The sequence below is a fragment of the Actinoplanes flavus genome, assembly GCF_017592555.1.
Lineage (GTDB): Bacteria > Actinomycetota > Actinomycetes > Mycobacteriales > Micromonosporaceae > Actinoplanes > Actinoplanes flavus.
On record NZ_JAGFNS010000031.1, the window covers coordinates 1 to 17,592 of the forward strand.

Genomic DNA, 17,592 nt, shown 5'->3' on the forward strand with positions numbered 1-17,592 from the left:
GCCCGCATCGCCCAACGCCTGCTCGCCATGACCGCCGCGATCTGGCACAACCGAACCACCGGACAGCCCCTGACCAGGTCCTTAATCGCGTACGACCACTGACCTCAGTTAGGACTTACTCGTCTAGAAGAAGTTGCCGTTGACCTTCAGGGCGCCGGAGGTGGCCTCATAGGTGTCACCGCCCGCGTCGCGGCCGCCGGACGGGTGGGCGTACTTCGCGGTGAACGTGTAGGTGCCCGGAGCCAGCGTGTCCGCGGGGGCCAGGGTGAAGCGGTAGACGAAGGCGCCCGGCTCCTCGGTCACCGTGGCCGTCACCGACGCGCCGGGGGTCGACTTGGTGCCGCCCCGGGACATGAGGCCGTCGGTGCGGGCCACCCGGATCACCACCTCCAGCGCCCTCAGCTCCGCGGTGGTCCTGAGGGTGACCACCGACGCGCCCGAGGTGTCGCCGCTGTCCGGATCGACGGAGCCGTCGGACCAGAGCGGGCCCTGCTCGGCCGGAGCGCCGCCGGGCCGGCCCCTGGTGGGCGTGGGCGACGGGGGCGTGGGCGACGGGGCCGCGGACGTCGGCTTCCGGGTGGGCGTGGTCCGGCTCGGGGTGGGCTCGGTGGTCGCCGGGGTGCTCTCCACCGGGGTGGGTTCCGTGGTGGCGGGTACGACCGTCGGAGCCGGAGTGGCCTCGTCCCGGTCGATCGAGTTGGCCAGCGCCCACGTGCCGACGCCGCCGCCACCGAAGAGGACCACCACGGCGGCCACCACGGCGGCCATCCGCACCCGGGGGCCGCGGCGTGACGCACGCCCGGAGTCGCGCATGGCGGCCGCGCTGATCCGGTCCAGCATCGCCGCACGGTCGGGCTGGTGTGCGGCCGCCTCGGACCGCAGGGCGGCGCGCACACCATCGTCGGACAGCCTCATCGCGCCGCCTCCCAGCCGTCGATCCGGACGTGGTCACCCAGTAGTTCGGCAAGTTGGCGCGCGCCCCGCGAGGTCGCGCTCTTCACCGCGCCGACGGAGATGCCGAGGATCGCGGCCACCTCGCGTTCCGGCAGGTCGAAGGCGTACCGCAGGACCACGCAGGCCCGTCGCCGGTGGGGCAGCCGGCGCAGCGCCCCGCGCACGTCGAGAACGGCCGGCACGTCGGTGTCCCGGCCGCGGCGTGACGCCCCGAACGACAGCAGCCGTTCCCGGCCGCGCCGGCGCACCCACTGGCGGGAGAGGTTCATCACGATGCCGTGCCCGTACGCCACCGGGTCGTCGGCCGCGTTCACCCGGTCCCACCGCCGCCACACCTCGGTCAGCGCGTCGGCGGCCAGGTCGTCGGCCACCTGGGACTCGCCGGTCATCAGGTACGCCAGACGCGACAGCGAGGCGTGGTGCCGCTCGAAATACGCGCGGAACGCGTCGTCGCGCACTGGTGGGCACCCCCTGTTCCGGACCGGGCGACGGTAGAGATCTTGCAGGCTACCTCGCCCGGCTGCCCGGTGGCGGGCACGCCGAAGGGGTACGGGGACGACCACCCCCGTACCCCTTCGGATGTGCTCGTTCAGTCCGCCTTCGGGACCGGGACCGGGGCGACCCGCCAGATCCGGGCCGCGTAGTCGGCGACCGTGCGGTCGGAGCTGAAGAAGCCGCTGTGCGCGGTGTTGAGGACCGACATGTGCGCCCACCGCAGCGGGTCGCGCCAGACCTGGTCGACCTCGTCCTGCGTCTCCACGTAGGAGCGGAAGTCGGCGAGCGTGAGGTACTCGTCGCGGCCCAGCAGGGAGTCGGCGACCCGCTGCCCCGCCTCGCCGAACGTGCCGGCGCGCAGGGTGTCGAGGGCGGCCCGCAGCTCGCCGTCGGCCTCGTAGTAGGCCCACGGGCTGTACCCCTGCTGGTGGGCGCCGGCGGCCTGGTAGGCGTCCATGCCGAAGAGGAAGAAGTTGTCCGCGCCGACCCGCGCCCGGATCTCGATGTTGGCGCCGTCCAGGGTGCCGATGGTGATCGCGCCGTTGAGGGCCAGCTTCATGTTGCCGGTGCCGGACGCCTCCTTGCCGGCCAGCGAGATCTGTTCGCTCAGGTCGGCGGCGGGGATGATCCGCTCGGCCAGGGTGACGTTGTAGTTCTCCGGGAACACCACCCTCAGGTGCGGGGAGACGACCGGGTCCGCGGCGATCCGCGCGGCGATCGTGGCGATCAGCCGGATGATCTCCTTGGCCGCGTGGTAGGCGGGCGCCGCCTTCCCGGCGAACAGCACGGTGCGCGGCACCCAGTCGGCGCTGGGATCGGCGCGGATCCGGTGGTACATGGCGATCACGTGCAGCAGCTTGAGCTGCTGCCGCTTGTACTCGTGGAACCGCTTGATCATCACGTCGGTGAGCGCGTCCGGATCGCCGGCGGCCAGGTCGACCTTGTTGGCCCGCTTGATCGCCCGCCAGCGCTCCAGGAACGACGCGTCGCCGGCGAGCGCCTCCAGCCCGGCGAGCTGCTCCAGGTCGCCGAGCCAGGCCGCGCTGCCGAGCCCCTCGGTGATCAGGTCGGCGAGCCGCGGGTTGGCGATCTTGACGAACCGGCGGGGTGAGACGCCGTTCGTGACGTTCTGGAACTTGGCCGGCCAGAGCTCGGCGAAGTCGTTGAGCACGGTCTCGCGCAGCAGCTTGGAGTGCAGCTCGGCCACGCCGTTGACGGCCTCGGTGCCGACCACCGCGAGGTGCGCCATCCGGACCCGGCGCTCCGGGCCCTCCGCGATGATCGACATGCGGCGTACCCGGTCGTGGTCGCCCGGGAACCGGGCCTCGACCTCCCGCAGGAAGAACATGTTGATCAGGTAGATGATCTCCAGGTGCCGGGGGAGCAGCCGCTCGAACATGTGCACCGGCCACGTCTCCAGCGCCTCCGGCAGCAGGGTGTGGCAGGTGTACGCGAACGTCCGCCGGGTGATCGACCAGGCCTCGTCCCACTCCACCTCGTACTCGTCGACGAGCAGCCGCATCAGTTCGGCGATGGCGATCGTCGGGTGGGTGTCGTTGAGCTGGATGACGGTCTTGTCGGCGAACTCGGCCCAGCCCTCGTTGCGCAGCCGGAACCGCCGGATGATGTCCCGCAGCGAGCAGGAGACCAGGAAGTACTGCTGCTTGAGCCGTAGCTCGCGGCCCAGCTCGGTGCTGTCGTCGGGGTAGAGGACCTTGCTGATGTTCTCGGCGCGCACCGCCTCCTGGACGGCCTCGGCGTACTGGCCGGCGGAGAAGCGGCTCAGGTCGAAGGACGCCTCGCTGCCCCGGGCCCGCCACAGCCGGACGATGTTGACCGTCTCGGTGCCGTAGCCGGGCACCAGCATGTGGCTGGGCTCGCCGAGCACGATCTCGCCGGGCATCCAGCGCTTGCGGGTCGGTGAGCCGGGGATCGGCTCGGTGCGCCCGTAGAAGCCGACGGTCTGCCGGTCGTCGGGGGCCGGGAACTCCCACGGATTGCCGTGGAAGGCCCAGTCGTCGGGGCGCTCGGTCTGCCCCTGCTCGGTGATGATCTGGTGGAAGATGCCGAAGTCGTAGCGGATGCCGTAGCCGACCGCCGGGATGTCCCGGGTGGCCATCGAGTCGACCAGGCAGGCGGCGAGACGGCCCAGGCCGCCGTTGCCGAGACCCGGTTCGATGTCCAGGTCCTCCAGCTCCTCCAGGCTGAAGCCGAGGGTCTTGACCGCCTCGGCGGCCAGGCCGCCGGTGTCGGAGTAGAGCAGGTTCTGCTCCAGCTGGGCACCGAGCAGGTACTCCGCGGAGAGGTAGTAGACCCATCGCGGGTTGGTGGCGAAGTGCGCGGCCGCGGTCCGGGACCGCCGCTCGGCGAGCCGGTCCCGGACGGTGAGGGAGAGCGTCTCGTACGCGTCGCGGGCGCTCGCCGACTCGACCGTCGTGCCACGCCGGTAGAAGAGGTTGCTCAACAGGTCCTGCTGGAACTCATCGGCGGTCTTGCCCGGTCGGCGCGGACCGATGCCCTGTCGAAGATCCATGCCGCCATTGTGCCCGCCGAAGGTTTCGGATGGCCGCCCTTCCTGGCAACTGCCGGATGGTCCGATTTGTCCAAGTAATGCTGGGTATTGCCGGGTGAATCGGGCGGCGGCCGGGGATGGGACACTCCCGTTCGTGCTGCACATCCTCCTCCCTCCGCCGGTGGTCACCGCCGTGGCGTACGACGACCGCGACGGCGAGCCGTGTTTCCCGGGCGAGGAGGACATGATCGCCACGGCGGTCACCGGCCGCCGCCGCGAGTTCGTCACCACCCGCCGCTGTGCCCGTGAGGCGCTGGCGCGGATCGGCGTGCCGGCCGTCCCGATCCGCAGCGGCCCCCGCCGGGAACCACTCTGGCCGTCCGATGTGGTCGGCAGCCTCACCCACTGCGCCGGATTCCGTGGCGCGGCCGTGGCCCGGGCCGGCGACCTGGCCGGCATCGGCGTCGACGCGGAACCGCACGCACCGCTGCCACCCCGGGTGATCGGCGCGGTCACCGCGCCCGGCGACGTCGAGCACCTCGCCGAACTGTCCGACAAGGACCCGTCGGTGCACTGGGACCGGCTGCTGTTCAGCGCCAAGGAGTCGGTCTACAAGGCGTGGTTCCCGCTGACCGGGCGGTGGCTCGGGTTCGAGGAGGCGGCCCTGACCGTCGACCCGGCCGGCGGCGCCTTCACGGCCCGGCTGCTGGTGGACGCGCCGTTCCCGGCCCTGCACGGCCGCTACCTGATCGGGAACGGTCTGGTGGTGACCGCGGTGACCGTCCCTCAGTCGTAGTGCTGGAGGCGGGGCCAGACCGTCGACCACGGCTCGTTGCGGCGGCACAGGTAGACGCGGGCGCCGACCTCCTCGTTCTCCACGCCGAGCGTGTTGCTCAGGGTGGCCTTGGGCACGCAGCCGCCGATCAGCTCGGACGCACGCTCCGGCGGCGCCTGCAACACGGCCAGGACGATCGTCTTCGACTCCGGTGGCGGGCCGAACTCGTACAGCGCGTTGTGTCCGCTGTAGACCTCCGGCAGCCCCAAGGACGGCCCGAACCGGTCGAGCGCCCCGGCCTCGCCGTAGTTGCCGGTGAACAGCACCGTCTTGCGCTGCTCCACCGGGTCCAGGTCGGCGTGCACCGCGGCGACCTGCCACACGTACTGTCGCCAGCCGATCTGGTCCGGGATGGTCGAGTTGGCGGCGGCCGGGAACGAGCCGGCCACCTCCTTCGCGGGGATCACCGGCAGCGACATCAGCGCGCCGGCCACCGAGGCGACGATCACCCCGGCGGCGAGCAGCGCCTGCCGTCCGCGCCGCCCGGTCACCCACCGCTCGGCCGGTACGGCGCCCAGCGCGAACAGGCCGAGCAGCAGGCCGAGCGGATAGTACGGCTGCCCGGCGGTGACCAGCACCACCACGAGCATCAGCGGATAGGCGACGGCGATGGACCGCAGGCGCCGCAGCCGCGGATCGCGAACCAGCGTGACGATCCCGGCGATCCACACCGGAGGCAGGGTGAGCAGGGCGATCTGCATCGGCAGCAGCAGGATCCGCGACTCGGTCCCCTTGTTCTCGGCGATCGCGGCCGCCATCTCGGCCTGCGGGAAGCCGTCGACCACCTGGTAGATCAGGTTCGGCAGGCCGATCAGCACGGCCAGCGCGACGCCGGCCCACAGATGCCGCGAGCGCAGCACCGACCGCGGCCCGGCGATCAGCAGCCCGGCGCCCAGGCAGACCAGCAGCAGGATCACCAGGTGCTTGTTGTAGAGCCCGAGCCCGGCCACCACGCCCGCGCCGAGCCAGGCCCGTGGTCGTTCCCAGAGCAGGGCGCGCACCACGAACAGCAGCACGCCGAGCCAGACCAGCAGGTCGGTGGCCGCGGTCGAGGCGACGTGCGCGGCGGTGAGCGGGAAGGTGCCGAAGATCCCGGTGGCGGCGAGCGACTGGGCGACCGGGCCGCCGCCGGCCTCCCGGGCGATCCCGGCGGCCACGACGGCGGTGAGCCCGAGCAGCACGGCCGGGAGCACCCGGATCGCCCACAGGTCGTCGCCGAACAGCTCGATGCCGAACCGGACCAGCAGCGGGGTGAACGGCGGCTGGTCGGTGTAGCCCCACTGCGGATGCTCGCCGAGCATCCGGAAGTAGAGCTCGTCCCGGTGGTAGCCGTATCCGTCGGCGGTGTAGAGCAGTAGCAGCGTGGCGCTCGCCGCGATCAGGCCGACCGGCCACCATGCGATCGGCCTGCGACCGATCTCCATGCGCTGGGTAATCGCGGTGTCACTGAGGGCATCGACCACGGTCCCACCGTACGGGGACCGGGCCACCCCCCGTCAATGTCACCTGTCCGACCAGTGCGCTCCCAGCAGGCAGGAGCCGCATCCCCGGCAGGCGCCGTCACCCGTCACGGTGCCATCGGCCCGCACCAGGTAGGGGCAGGGCTCCCCGGTCGGTGTCGGGTAGGTCCTGACGGGCTGCTCCGGTGCCTGGGTGGTGGTGGTCATACCTCCATTGGGCCACGCCGGGACACCTTCGGTGACCGGCCGAAGGTCCCGCCCGTACGGGCAGGGTTGCCCACTGGTCCGCCGATGCCATCATGGGACTGCGAAGCGCGTCGATGTCCACGGAGGTTTCCGTGACCGAGCTCGAACCCACCGGTGAACCCGCGGCCGAACGCGCCCGCGCCGGGGTGCGTGCCTGGGTCCGGGACGCCGGCCGTCGCACCCGGGCCCGGCTGCGCGCCGCCAGCCCGTACGCGATCCTCGCCTTTCTGACCGCCTCGACGGTGGCGCCGGTGGCCGGAGCGCATCTGGGCGCCACCGGGGCGTTCGCCGCCGCGCTCGACCAGATCGGCGGGCTGGGCAGCAACTTCCTGGCCGAGGCCATGTCCGGCGCCGCCAAGCGGTTGCGCGACACCGACCCGGACGCCCGCGGCTGGAGCCAGGAGCAGTGGCGGGACGCCATCGCGGCCGACCTGCTTCCGCTGCTCGCCGCCGCCGACGAGCGCGGCACGGCGCTGCACGAGGAGGTCTCCCGGGTGCTGCGCGCGGTGGACGCGGTCGGCGCGGCGATCGCCGAGGCCGCGGACACCGACGACGAGCTGCGGCACCTGCTGGAGACCGCGTTCCGGGAGCTCGGGCTCGGGGTCGGCGAACTGGGCTGGATGATCAACGAGGTGCGGCAGAGCGTCGACGGTCTGACGCAGCAGTTCGCGAACCAGACCGTCGAGCTGACCCGGCAGCTCGCCGACGTGCGCCGCCGGCTGATCGCGGTCACCCGGGAACAACTGCCCGACGGCGACGAGGTGCCGGCCGACGTGCCCGGCGGCGCGGTCCCGCCGTACCCCGGACTGGTCAGTTTCCAGCCGGAGGACGCACCCCGCTTCCGCGGCCGGGAGGCGACCGTCGCGCAACTGCTGAGCCGCCTCGCCGAGCAGGCGGTGGGCGGGCCTCCGCTGGTCGTCACCGGGGTGTCCGGCGTCGGCAAATCGTCGCTGCTGCGCGCCGGACTGCTCCCGGCTCTCGGCGGGGGCGCGCTGGGCGCGGAGGCGGCGGCCTGGCGGTGGGTTCTGACCCATCCGGGGGTACGCCCACTCGATGATCTCGTGGCCCGCCTGCACCGGCTCACCGTTCCGGACGACGGACCGGAGCCGGCGACCGCCTCGGACGTCGCCGGTGAGCTGCTCCGGCAGGTCCGGGCGGAACCGGGCCGCCTCGGTGAGCTGGCGGCGAAGGCGGCCGCCGCCGGAAACCGGCCGGTGATCGTGGTGGACCAGTTCGAGGAGCTGTTCACCCAGTGCCCCGACCCGGCCGCACGTCTGGCCTACGTGACCGCCCTGACCAGCGCGGCCCCGGCTCTCGTGGTGATCGCCGTACGGTCCGACTTCTACCCCGCCTGCGTGGCGCTGCCCCCGCTGGCGAAGGTGCTGGCCGCCGGCCACCTGGTGCTCGGGCCGCTGGACAGCGACGCGGTCCGCCGGGCCGTGGTGGAGCCGGCCGAGCACGCCGGCCTCACCGTCGAGCCGGGCCTGCCCGACCTGCTGCTGCACGATCTGGGCGCGGACGGGCGGGACGGCTACGAGCCGGGCGCGCTGCCGCTGCTGGCGCACGCCCTGCGGGCCACCTGGGACCGGCGGGAGGGGATCCGGCTGACCGTGGCGGCGTACCGGGCCACCGGCGGGATCCGGCACGCGATCGCCGAGACCGCCGAGGGCATCTACCTGGACCTGCCGCCGGACGACCGGGACCGGCTGCGCGACGCCCTGCTGGCCCTGGTCACGGTCACCGGCGACGGCACCGCGGTGCGCCGCCGCGGCGAGCGGGCGGCCAGCGACTCCCGGGTGCTGCGCCGGCTGGTCCGGGCCCGCCTCGTCACGGTCGGCGCGGACACCGTGGAGATCAGCCACGAGGCGCTGCTGACCAGCTGGCCACGGCTGGCCGGCTGGGTCGACGAGGCCCGCGAGGACCTGCTGCTGCGCCGGTCGGTCACCGAGGCCGCCCGGGACTGGGAACGCTCCGGCCGCGACCCGGACCTGCTGCCCCGCGGCTCCCGCCTGCTCGCCGCCCGGGAACGGGTGCCGGCCGGCGACGGCGTGCCCCCGGTGGTCGGGGAGTACCTCGCCGCCGGTGGCGCCGCCGCCGACCGGGAGCAGGCGGAGCAGCGGAAGGTCACCCGTCGCCTGCGGCGGCTCGCGGCCGGGCTGGCGGCGGCCCTGCTGCTCGCGGTCGGCGGCGGTCTCGTGGCGCTGGACCAGGCGAGGGACGCCGAGACCGGTGCCCGGGAGTCCCGCTCCCGGCAGTACGCGCTGGAGGCGCTGCGGGCCCTGGAACAGGACGAGACCCAGGCCGTCGGCAGGGCCCTCGACGCCTGGCGGGAGGCGCCCACCACGGAGGCCCGCAGCGCGCTGCTGTCCAGCCAGATGATTCGGTTCCGCGGGCGGCTGGGAAGCGGGCCGGGCGGATCCGTGGTGGCGGTCAGCCCGGACGGCTCCCGGATCGCGGTCGGTGATACGCGTGGCACGGTCGAGCTCTGGGACACGGCCACCCTGTCCCCGGTCGGGGAGCCGCTGCGCTTCCCGAAGCCGGACGCGGTGGCCGGGCTGGCCTTCTCGCCGGACGGCCGGTTCCTGGCCGGTGGCTCGTTCCAGCGGGAGGGTCTGCGGATCTGGGAGGCGGTCACCGGCCGGCTGACGCACGCGCTCGACGGCTGGGGACCGGTGGCCTGGCTGCCCGGCACCGCCACCGTGCTGGCCAGCCGGTGGGAGTTCGCCGACGGCCAGATCCTGCTGGGCCGGTGGGATGCGGAGAGCGGAACGGCCACCGGGACCGTACCGGCCGGCACGACCACCGGATACGACCTGGCGGTGAGCCCGAACGGGCAGTACGTGGCGGAGAGCGACAAAGACGGGAACGCCGAGATCCGGCAGGTGTCCGACGGCCGGCTGTTGACCACCCTGACCGGCGACATCGCCTTTGTCGCCTTCGCCCCGGACGGCTCGCTGGTGACCAGCGGAGACCAGGGCGACGTGATCCAGTGGCAGATCCCGTCCGGGAAACGGCTGCGCGACCTCACCGCCGAGGCCGGTGTGATCCCCGGGTTCGGCCGGGTCACCGTGACCCCGGACGGCACGGTGATTGGCGTCGGCCTGCGGCGTACCGCGAGCCTGTGGTCGCTGACCGGCGACGGGACCGGCGAGTTGGACACCGGCATCGGCGCCTTCGGCGGGGCCGCGACCTCGGCGAACGGCCAGATCGCGGTGGTCACCGGCCGGGACGCGCCGACCGTCGTGTTCCGCCGCCAGTCGAGCTGGCTGAACACCGACGGCGGCGTCCTCGACCTGGCCTTCTCGCCGGACGGCGCCCGGCTCGCGGTGGGCAGCGACACCGGTGAGGTCCGCGTCTGGGACACCGCCACCCGCGAGCTGATCACCGAGTTGCGGACCGGTGGCGAGCCGCGCGGCGTCGTCTACGGGGCCGGCGGCGTGCTCGCGGTGGCCACCACCACCGGTACGGCCTGGGCCCTGGAACTGTGGGACGGCACCGGGAGACGGGAGCGGACCGTGCCGCTGAGCCGGGAACCCAAGGACATGGCCGTCACCGCCGACGGCAACGTGCTGGCGGTCGCGGTGGGCGCCTCCCTCGCCGATCCGCCCCGGTCCGGCTTCGGCGCGGTGCACCTCTACGACCTGGGTCAGCGCCGGGACCGAGGAGTCGTCGATCTGGGTGAGCAGACGGCGTACGCGGTCGCCTTCTCCGCCGACGGCACGGTCCTGCACACCGCCGGGGTGGCCTACGACCCCGGCTTCGACACGGCGCAGCGGTTGTGGTCGGAGCTGCGGTCCTGGCGGGTGGACGGGCTGCGCGAGATCGGCGGGCAGCTGCTGGGCGACTATCAGCCGCTGGACCTCGCGGTCGCCCCGGACGGGCGATCGATGGTGGTCACCGGGACCAGCCGGGTGCTCGACGTGCGGTCCGGCGACGGCGGCCGGTCACTGTGGACCTCGAAGCCGCAGCTGGACCAGATCGACCGGATCGTGTTCGCGCCGGACGGGCGGACCCTCGCGGTCAACGGGGCGAACGGCGACGTCCAGCTGTGGGACACCCGGGACTGGTCGGTGGTGCGGTTGCAGGGGCACGGGGCCGGCGTGGTCGGGCTGGCGTACACACCGGATGGACGGGTGCTGGCCAGTGGTGGGGCGGATTCGCTGGTCGGCGTCTGGCCGTTGGAGCCGGCGGTGGCCGTACGAAATCTGTGCCCGATCGACGGCCCACTGCGCCGCGCCGACGGTGCGGAGGTCTCCCCGCTCTGCACATGAAGAGTGACCGGATCCCCCCTCCTCGCTCCGGGAGGTCGATGCTAGGTTAGCCTTACCTAACCTAAAGGAGCGGTGCCGTCATGCCCCTGGACAGGGAAAACCCGCGCCACTGCGGTGTGCCCGGCCTCGCCGGGAAGACCGCCCTGGTCACCGGCGCCGGGCAGGGCATCGGCCGGGCCGTCGCGGCCGCGCTGGCCGGCGAAGGCGCCCGCGTCGCCGCCGCCGACCGCTCCGAGGCGGGCGTCAAACTCCTCGCCGACGAGGTCCCCGGCATCCTGCCGCAGGTCGCCGACGTCACCTCGGCCGAACAGGTGGAGTCCGTGGTGGACGCCGCCGAGCGCTTCCTCGGCCCCCTCGACCTCCTGGTCAACGTGGCCGGCGTGCTGCACATGGGCGACGTCGTCGACCTCTCCGACGACGCCTGGGCGCAGACCTTCGCGGTCAACACCACCGGCGTCTTCCACGCCAGCCGGGCCGTCGCCCGGCGGATGATCCCGCGCCGCTCCGGCGCCATCGTCACGGTCTCCTCCAACGCGGCCGGCGTGCCCCGCTCCGGCATGTCCGCCTACGCCGCGTCGAAGGCCGCCAGCACCATGTTCACCAAGTGTCTCGGCCTCGAGCTGGCGCCGTACGGGATCCGCTGCAACGTGGTCGCCCCCGGCTCCACCGACACGCCGATGCAACGGCAGCTCTGGACCGACGGCGTACCCGCACCGGTCCTCGACGGCGACCCGGCCACCTTCCGGGTCGGCATCCCGCTCGGGCGCATCGCCACCCCGGAGGACATCGCCGACGCCGTGCTGTTCCTCGCCTCCGACCGGGCGCGGCACATCACCATGCACGACCTGTACGTCGACGGCGGCGCCACCCTCCGAGCCTGATCACCGACCGGCCACCCCAGCCGGTGAAGGGAGAATCATCCGTGTCCGTCGCAGTCTCCACCCTCGACGGAGCCGACCTGCTCGACGCCTACCAGGCCGGGCAGTCGTCGGTGTTCGTGTCGCCGCGCGGCACCCTCCTCGCCGAGGGCGTGCACTCGGAGGTGAACACGTCCGGCCTCACCGATCTGCCGGAACAGGTCGCGGCCGTCCTCGGCACCTGCGGGCACCCGGTCCGGACCGTGGTCGGGGCCGTCCCGTTCGCGCCCGACGCGCCGGCCCGCCTCGTCGTCCCCCAGCGGCTGCGGCGCGCACCCGTCCTCGGCGCCGCGCCCGCCGTACCGGCCGCCTCCGCCGCACGGGAGAGCCTGCCGCCGATCCCCGACCCCGGCTACGTCGCCGCGGTGGCCCGCGCGGTCGAGGAGATCCAGGCCGGCGCGTACACCAAGGTGGTGCTGGCCCGCGCGCTGCGGCTGGCGGCGCCCGGCTTCGACCCGGCCCCGGTGGTGCGCGCGCTGGCCTACGGCGGCGCCGGCACCTACACCTTCGGCATCGACCTCGGTGGCGGGCGCACCCTGCTCGGCGCCAGTCCCGAACTGCTGGTGGCGCGGCACGGCCGTACCGTCTCGGCGAACCCGCTCGCCGGATCCATCCCGCGCAGCACCGACCCCGCCGAAGACGCCCGCCGGGCCGCCGGGCTCCTGGAGTCCGCCAAGGACCTGCACGAGCACACGTTCGCCAGCGAGGCGGTGGCCGAAGGGCTGCGGCCGTTCTGCCGGAACCTGCGGGTGCCGTCCGAGCCGACCCTGACCGCCACCCCCACCATGTGGCACCTGGGTTCCCGGATCACCGGCGAGATCGCCGACCCGGACGTGTCCTCGATGACACTGGCCACCGCCCTGCACCCGACCCCGGCCGTCTGCGGCACCCCGCCGGCCGCGGCCCGCCGGGCGATCGCCGAACTGGAGCCGTTCGACCGCGGCTTCTTCGCCGGCATGGTCGGCTGGGCGGACGCCGACGGCGACGGCGAGTGGGCGGTCACCATCCGGTGCGCCACCGCCGGGCCGGAAGGCCTCGACGTGTACGCGGGAGCCGGCATCGTGGCCGCCTCCGACCCGCACGCCGAACTCGCCGAGACGACCGCCAAACTCGGCACCATGCTGACCGCCCTGGGAGTGTTCAATGTGGCCTGACGACTTCGCCGAGCGGTACCGCACACTCGGCTACTGGACCGGCCAGACCCTGTTCGACCTGCTCAGCACGGCCGCCGAAAGGTTCGGCGACCGCGACGCGGTCATCGACGGAGACGCCCGGGTCAGCTACCGGTCGCTCCACGAGCGCGCCTCACGCCTCGCGGCGGGCCTGCACGATTTCGGGGTACGCCGGGGCGATCGGGTCGTGGTGCAACTGCCGAACACGGCCGCCTACTTCGACGTGATCTTCGCGCTGTTCCGCCTCGGCGCGCTGCCCGTCTTCGCCCTGCCCGCCCACCGCGCCGCCGAGATCGGCTACTTCTGCTCGCACACGTCCGCGGTCGCGCTGATCACCACCGACGTGTACGACGGCTTCGACCACCGCACCCTGGCCTCGGTGGCCGGATCCGCGCGGCTCATCGTGGCCGGCGACCCGGGTTCGCACACCGCCCTCTCTTCTCTCTATACCTCGTCTGTCTGCTCCCTTCCTCTTGGTCCAGGGCCTTCTGACCTGGCGTTCCTGCAACTCTCCGGCGGCAGCACCGGCCTGCCGAAACTGATCCCGCGGACCCACGACGACTACCTCTACAGCGTCCGGGCCAGCGCCGAGATCTGCGAACTCACCCCGGACAGCTCCTACCTCGTGGTGCTGCCGGTGGCGCACAACTTCCCGATGTCCTCGCCCGGCGTCCTCGGCGTCTTCCACGCCGGCGGCAAGGTGGTGCTCTCCACCACGCCCGACCCGGCCCGCGTGTTCCCGCTGATCGAACGCGAGCGGGTCACCATCACGGCCCTCGTGCCGCCGCTCGCCCTGGTCTGGCTCGACGCCGCCGCCAACCTCGGCGCCGGACTGCCCAGCCTGGAAGTCCTCCAGGTGGGCGGCGCGAAACTGCCCGACTCGGTCGCCGCCCGGGTCACCCCGGTGCTGGGCTGCAAACTCCAGCAGGTGTTCGGCATGGCCGAGGGCCTGGTCAACTACACCCGCCTCGACGACGGCGACGACATCGTCCTGCACACCCAGGGTCGGCCGATCTCCCCGGACGACGAGGTGCTGATCGTCGACGACGAGGACGTCCCGGTGCCGGACGGCACGGTCGGGCACCTGCTGACCCGCGGGCCGTACACCATCCGCGGCTACTGGCGGGCCGACGAGCACAACCGGACGGCGTTCACCGACGACGGCTTCTACCGCACCGGCGACCTGGTCCGGCGGCTCGACGGCGGCTACCTGGTCGTCGAAGGCCGGGCCAAGGACCAGATCAACCGCGGCGGCGAGAAGATCGCCGCCGAAGAGGTCGAGGACCACCTGCTCACCCACCCGGCCGTGCACGACGCCGCGGTGGTCTCGGTGCCGGACACCTACCTGGGCGAACGCAGCTGCGCGTTCATCGTGGTCAAGGACGGGACGACCGCCCCCCGACTCCGCGACATCCGCGAACATCTGCGGGACCGCGGCCTGGCCACCTTCAAGATCCCCGACCGGCTCCGGGTGGTCGACGGCTTCCCGGTCACCGGTGTCGGCAAGACCAGCCGCCGCGAGCTGCGGGCCCTCCTCCGCGAACTCGCCGCATCGAAAGGAACAGCCTGATGCTTCCCCGCATCACCCCCTACCACGTCCCCGGTGGCTTCAGCCGGTCCGGCGGCAAGGTCGACTGGCGGGTCGACCCGTCCCGGGCCGCGCTGCTCGTGCACGACATGCAGAACTACTTCCTGGCCCCGTTCGGCACCGCCGACAACGCGTTGTTGTCCAAGGTGGTCGGCAACATCGCCACACTGCGCGAACACGCCGCCCGAACCGGGATCCCGGTGTACTTCTCGGCCCAGCCCGGCGGCCAGTCCCGCGAGGAGCGCGGCCTGCTCCAGGACTTCTGGGGCGACGGCCCGCCCGCCGACCCGCAGGCCCTCGCCATCACCGAGGCGCTGCGCCCGGCCCCCGGCGACGTGGTCCTCACCAAGCGCCGCTACAGCGCCTTCGTCGGCACCGACCTGGCCGACCGGCTCGGCTCCCGCGACCAGCTGATCGTCACCGGCGTGTACGCCCACATCGGCGTCCTGGCCACCGCCCTGGACGCGTTCATGCGCGGCATCGAACCGTTCGTGGTCACCGACGCGGTCGCCGACTTCAGCCCGGCCCACCACGCCGACGCGCTGCGCCACATCCAGACCCGGTGCGGCGTGGTCGCCCCCACCGCCGAACTCACCGCCGACCTCCTCACCCCCACCGCCTGACCTGCCGGGCGGCCCGCGTTCAGACCCGGTGTGCGGGCCCCCGCCGACGTCCTCACCCCCACCGCTTGATCTGCCGGGCGGCCCTGTTCAGGCCCGGTGTGCCGGCACTTCCTCGGTCCCGGCACACCGGCCGCCCCACCGCCGACGTCCTCACCCCCACCGCTTGACCTGCCGGGCGGCCCGCGTTCAGGCCCGGTGCGCCGGCACTTCCTCGGTCTCGGCACACCGGGCCGCGCCAACCCCTTCAGCTGGCTCTCGGGGCTGTCTCGGGCGTCTTGAAACAGTTCTGAAAGCCAGCTGAAGCCTTGGAGTGCCCGATGCCGACGAGCGTGCCGATCACCTCGGTGCCGCCGCGGGTGCCTCGGCCCTCGCCTCCGGTCATCGCCGAGAGCCCCCGCATCGAGGCGTTACGGGGTGCAGGTTCGGCCGATCTCGCCCGGTTCTGGGCACAGATCGAACGCGACGGCGCACCCCTGATCGAGAAGGACGGCGACGCGGTCCTGATCACCTTCGTCTGGCGCGAGACCCGGCCGGTCCGGGACGTTCTCGCGCTCGTCAACAAACTCGTGGACCGTTCCGACCTGGGCCGCTCCCGGATGCGGAAGATGCCCGGCACCGACCTGTGGCACCTCACCTACCGGGTCCGCGACGACTGGCAGGCCACCTACCACCTCGCCCCCGACTACATGGCCCCCGGCCCCGCCCCCGACCACATCGCATCCGATGCCGGCCCCGGCCGCATTGCGCCTGGTCCCGGTGCTGGTCCTGGCCCTAGTGCTGGTCCTGGTCCCGGTCCCGGTCCCATTGCGCCTGATCTCTGCACTGGCCGGATCGAGCCCGGTCCCGGCCCCGAGCATCCACAATCCGGCGGCCCCGCTGGCCGTCAGGGTTTCGTGGCTCCGGCCGATTCCGCGAGATTGCGGGCCGTCGCGGCGAACGGGGTGCCCGACCCGCTCAATCCGGTGACGTTTCCGCAGGAACGGCCGCCGCACAAATCGGTCGCCGCGGGGCCTGCCGCCGCGCCGGAGCCGCGCTGGTGGCGGCCCGATCCCGCGTCGCCGGCCGGAATCCTGGACGAGGTCACCGCCGGCGGGCGCCGGGTGTGGCGTTACCGGCCGCCCGGTCACACGGCCGCCGCCGGGCCGTACCCGCTGCTGGTCCTTCTCGACGGCGACCTGTGGGGCCCGCTGCTGCCGGTCGCGCCGATCCTGGACAACCTGATCGCCGCCGGTCGCATCCCGCCCGTGGTGGCGATGCTCCCGGACGGTGCCGGCCACGCCACCCGCTCCACCGAGTACGCCTGCGACCCCGGCTACGCCGCGTTCCTGGCCAGCCTCCCGTCGTCGCCTGCCGGCCGTGACCTGACGGCGACCACCGACCCGGCCCGCACCGCCATCGCCGGGCAGAGCCTGGGCGGCCTGATGGCGGCGTTCACCGCGGTCACGAGGCCGGACCGCTTCGGCAACGTACTGAGCCAGTCCGGCGCCTTCTGGTGGAAGAGCCACACTCCGGGCGACGAGGAGGCCGAGTGGCTGACCGACCATCTCGCCGTCACCAAACGCCGCCCGGTCCGCTGGCACGTCGAGGTGGGCCTGGACGAGTGGGTGACGCTGGGCCCCAACCGCCGTCTCCGCGACGTCCTGCTGGCCCGCGGGTACCCACTCACCTACGCCGAGTTCGCCGGCGGCCACGACCGCCTCTGCTGGCGCGAACGCCTCGGCGAAGCCCTCGCCGCCCTCTTCACCCTGTGAGGCACCCTTCCTCCGTCGCCACCCGCCGCGGCCGACCTTGAACGTTCGACCACCGGGTGGGGTGGTCGAGCGTCCAAGGTCGCGTTGCGCTGGTTGGCGAGAGCGGGCGGCGGCCCGGTGGCGCGGTCGCGCAGTCGCGCGGTGGGCGATCTTGAGGGCTTGACCACCGGATGGGGTGGTCGAACGTCCAAGGTCGCGGAGGTTGGCGAGCGGGGGCGGCGGCCCGCTGGCCCGCTGGCCCGCTGGCGCGGTGGTGCGGTGGGCGATCTTGAGGGCTTGACCACCGGGTGGGGTGGTCGAGCGTCCAAGGTTGCGGAGGTTGGTGAGCGGGAGCGGCGGCCCGCTGGCTCGCTGGCCCCGCTGGCGCGCTGGCGGTGGCGCGGTGGGCGATCTTGAGGGCTTGACCACCGGGTGGGGTGGTCGAACGTCCAAGGTCGCGGAGGCTGGCGAGCGGGGCGGCGGCTAGGTGACGCGGTGGCGCGGTGCGCGGGGGCGATCTTGAGGGCTTGGCTACCGGGTGGGGTGGTCGAGCGTCCAAGGTCGCGTTGCGGAGGTTGGCGAGCGGGGGCAGCGGTCCGGTGGTCCGGCGGCCCGCTGGCGCGGTGGGCGATCTTGGGCGATTGGCTACCGGATGAGGTGTGTCGAGGTGGGGAGCTTCCAAGATCGACTGTGGTGGGAGGGCGGTTGGAGAGCCTGGGGAGAGCGGGGGAGGTCGGGGGGTCGGGGAGAGCGGGGGAGGTCGGGGGGCGGGGAGAGCGGGTGGGAGGT

11 protein-coding genes and 1 pseudogene are annotated in these 17,592 nt (G+C 73.2%); 8 read left to right on the forward strand and 4 right to left on the reverse strand.

Annotation, left to right across the window (positions count from 1 at the left end):
• Positions 1 to 102: pseudogene (locus J5X75_RS44890) on the forward strand (IS982 family transposase); the annotation flags it as partial.
• A gap of 21 nt (positions 103 to 123) precedes the next feature.
• Here the strand turns inward: J5X75_RS44890 and J5X75_RS35080 are convergent.
• The 3 genes from J5X75_RS35080 to J5X75_RS35090 form a co-directional block, all read right to left on the reverse strand.
• Positions 124 to 915 (reverse strand): hypothetical protein, encoded by a 792-nt coding sequence (locus tag J5X75_RS35080; protein WP_208471946.1) that lies wholly within the window; start codon positions 913 to 915, stop codon positions 124 to 126.
• Positions 912 to 1,412, reverse strand: coding sequence for a SigE family RNA polymerase sigma factor (locus J5X75_RS35085; RefSeq protein WP_208471947.1), 501 nt, complete (start codon positions 1,410 to 1,412; stop codon positions 912 to 914). The genes J5X75_RS35080 and J5X75_RS35085 overlap by 4 nt, the downstream gene beginning before the upstream one ends.
• A gap of 131 nt (positions 1,413 to 1,543) precedes the next feature.
• The gene (locus J5X75_RS35090) at positions 1,544 to 3,982 is read right to left on the reverse strand and encodes a glycogen/starch/alpha-glucan phosphorylase (RefSeq protein ID WP_208471948.1); all 2,439 of its coding nucleotides are present in this window, start codon (positions 3,980 to 3,982) and stop codon (positions 1,544 to 1,546) included.
• A gap of 133 nt (positions 3,983 to 4,115) precedes the next feature.
• Here J5X75_RS35090 and J5X75_RS35095 point away from each other — a divergent pair, with 133 nt between their 5' ends.
• Positions 4,116 to 4,757 (forward strand): 4'-phosphopantetheinyl transferase family protein, encoded by a 642-nt coding sequence (locus J5X75_RS35095; protein WP_307798462.1) that lies wholly within the window; start codon positions 4,116 to 4,118, stop codon positions 4,755 to 4,757.
• Here the strand turns inward: J5X75_RS35095 and J5X75_RS35100 are convergent.
• Entirely contained in the window at positions 4,748 to 6,259 is a 1,512-nt protein-coding gene (locus J5X75_RS35100; RefSeq protein WP_208471950.1) for a glycosyltransferase family 39 protein, read from the reverse strand. The two genes, J5X75_RS35095 and J5X75_RS35100, sit on opposite strands and share 10 nt — an antisense overlap.
• Positions 6,260 to 6,594: 335 nt before the next feature.
• On the opposite strand from J5X75_RS35100, the gene J5X75_RS46215 reads away from it, so the two are divergent.
• The 6 genes from J5X75_RS46215 to J5X75_RS35130 all read left to right on the forward strand — a co-directional run bounded on the left by J5X75_RS46215 (position 6,595) and on the right by J5X75_RS35130 (position 16,824).
• Positions 6,595 to 10,773, forward strand: a complete 4,179-nt coding sequence (locus J5X75_RS46215) for an NACHT and WD repeat domain-containing protein (RefSeq protein WP_208471951.1) — start codon at positions 6,595 to 6,597, stop codon at positions 10,771 to 10,773.
• Between the two features lie 80 nt (positions 10,774 to 10,853).
• Positions 10,854 to 11,654 carry a 2,3-dihydro-2,3-dihydroxybenzoate dehydrogenase gene (locus J5X75_RS35110; RefSeq protein ID WP_208471952.1) on the forward strand — a complete coding sequence of 267 codons (801 nt, stop codon included), beginning with the start codon at positions 10,854 to 10,856 and terminating at the stop codon, positions 11,652 to 11,654.
• A gap of 41 nt (positions 11,655 to 11,695) precedes the next feature.
• Positions 11,696 to 12,844 carry an isochorismate synthase gene (locus tag J5X75_RS35115; protein WP_208471953.1) on the forward strand — a complete coding sequence of 383 codons (1,149 nt, stop codon included), beginning with the start codon at positions 11,696 to 11,698 and terminating at the stop codon, positions 12,842 to 12,844.
• On the forward strand, positions 12,834 to 14,432 hold the full coding sequence (locus J5X75_RS35120; RefSeq protein WP_208471954.1) for a (2,3-dihydroxybenzoyl)adenylate synthase: 1,599 nt from the start codon (positions 12,834 to 12,836) through the stop codon (positions 14,430 to 14,432). Before J5X75_RS35115 ends, J5X75_RS35120 begins: the two co-directional genes overlap by 11 nt.
• Positions 14,432 to 15,073 (forward strand): isochorismatase family protein, encoded by a 642-nt coding sequence (locus tag J5X75_RS35125; RefSeq protein WP_208471955.1) that lies wholly within the window; start codon positions 14,432 to 14,434, stop codon positions 15,071 to 15,073. The genes J5X75_RS35120 and J5X75_RS35125 overlap by 1 nt, the downstream gene beginning before the upstream one ends.
• Before the next feature lie 317 nt (positions 15,074 to 15,390).
• The gene (locus J5X75_RS35130) at positions 15,391 to 16,824 is read left to right on the forward strand and encodes an alpha/beta hydrolase-fold protein (protein WP_208471956.1); all 1,434 of its coding nucleotides are present in this window, start codon (positions 15,391 to 15,393) and stop codon (positions 16,822 to 16,824) included.
• The last annotated feature ends 768 nt before the right edge of the window (positions 16,825 to 17,592 follow it).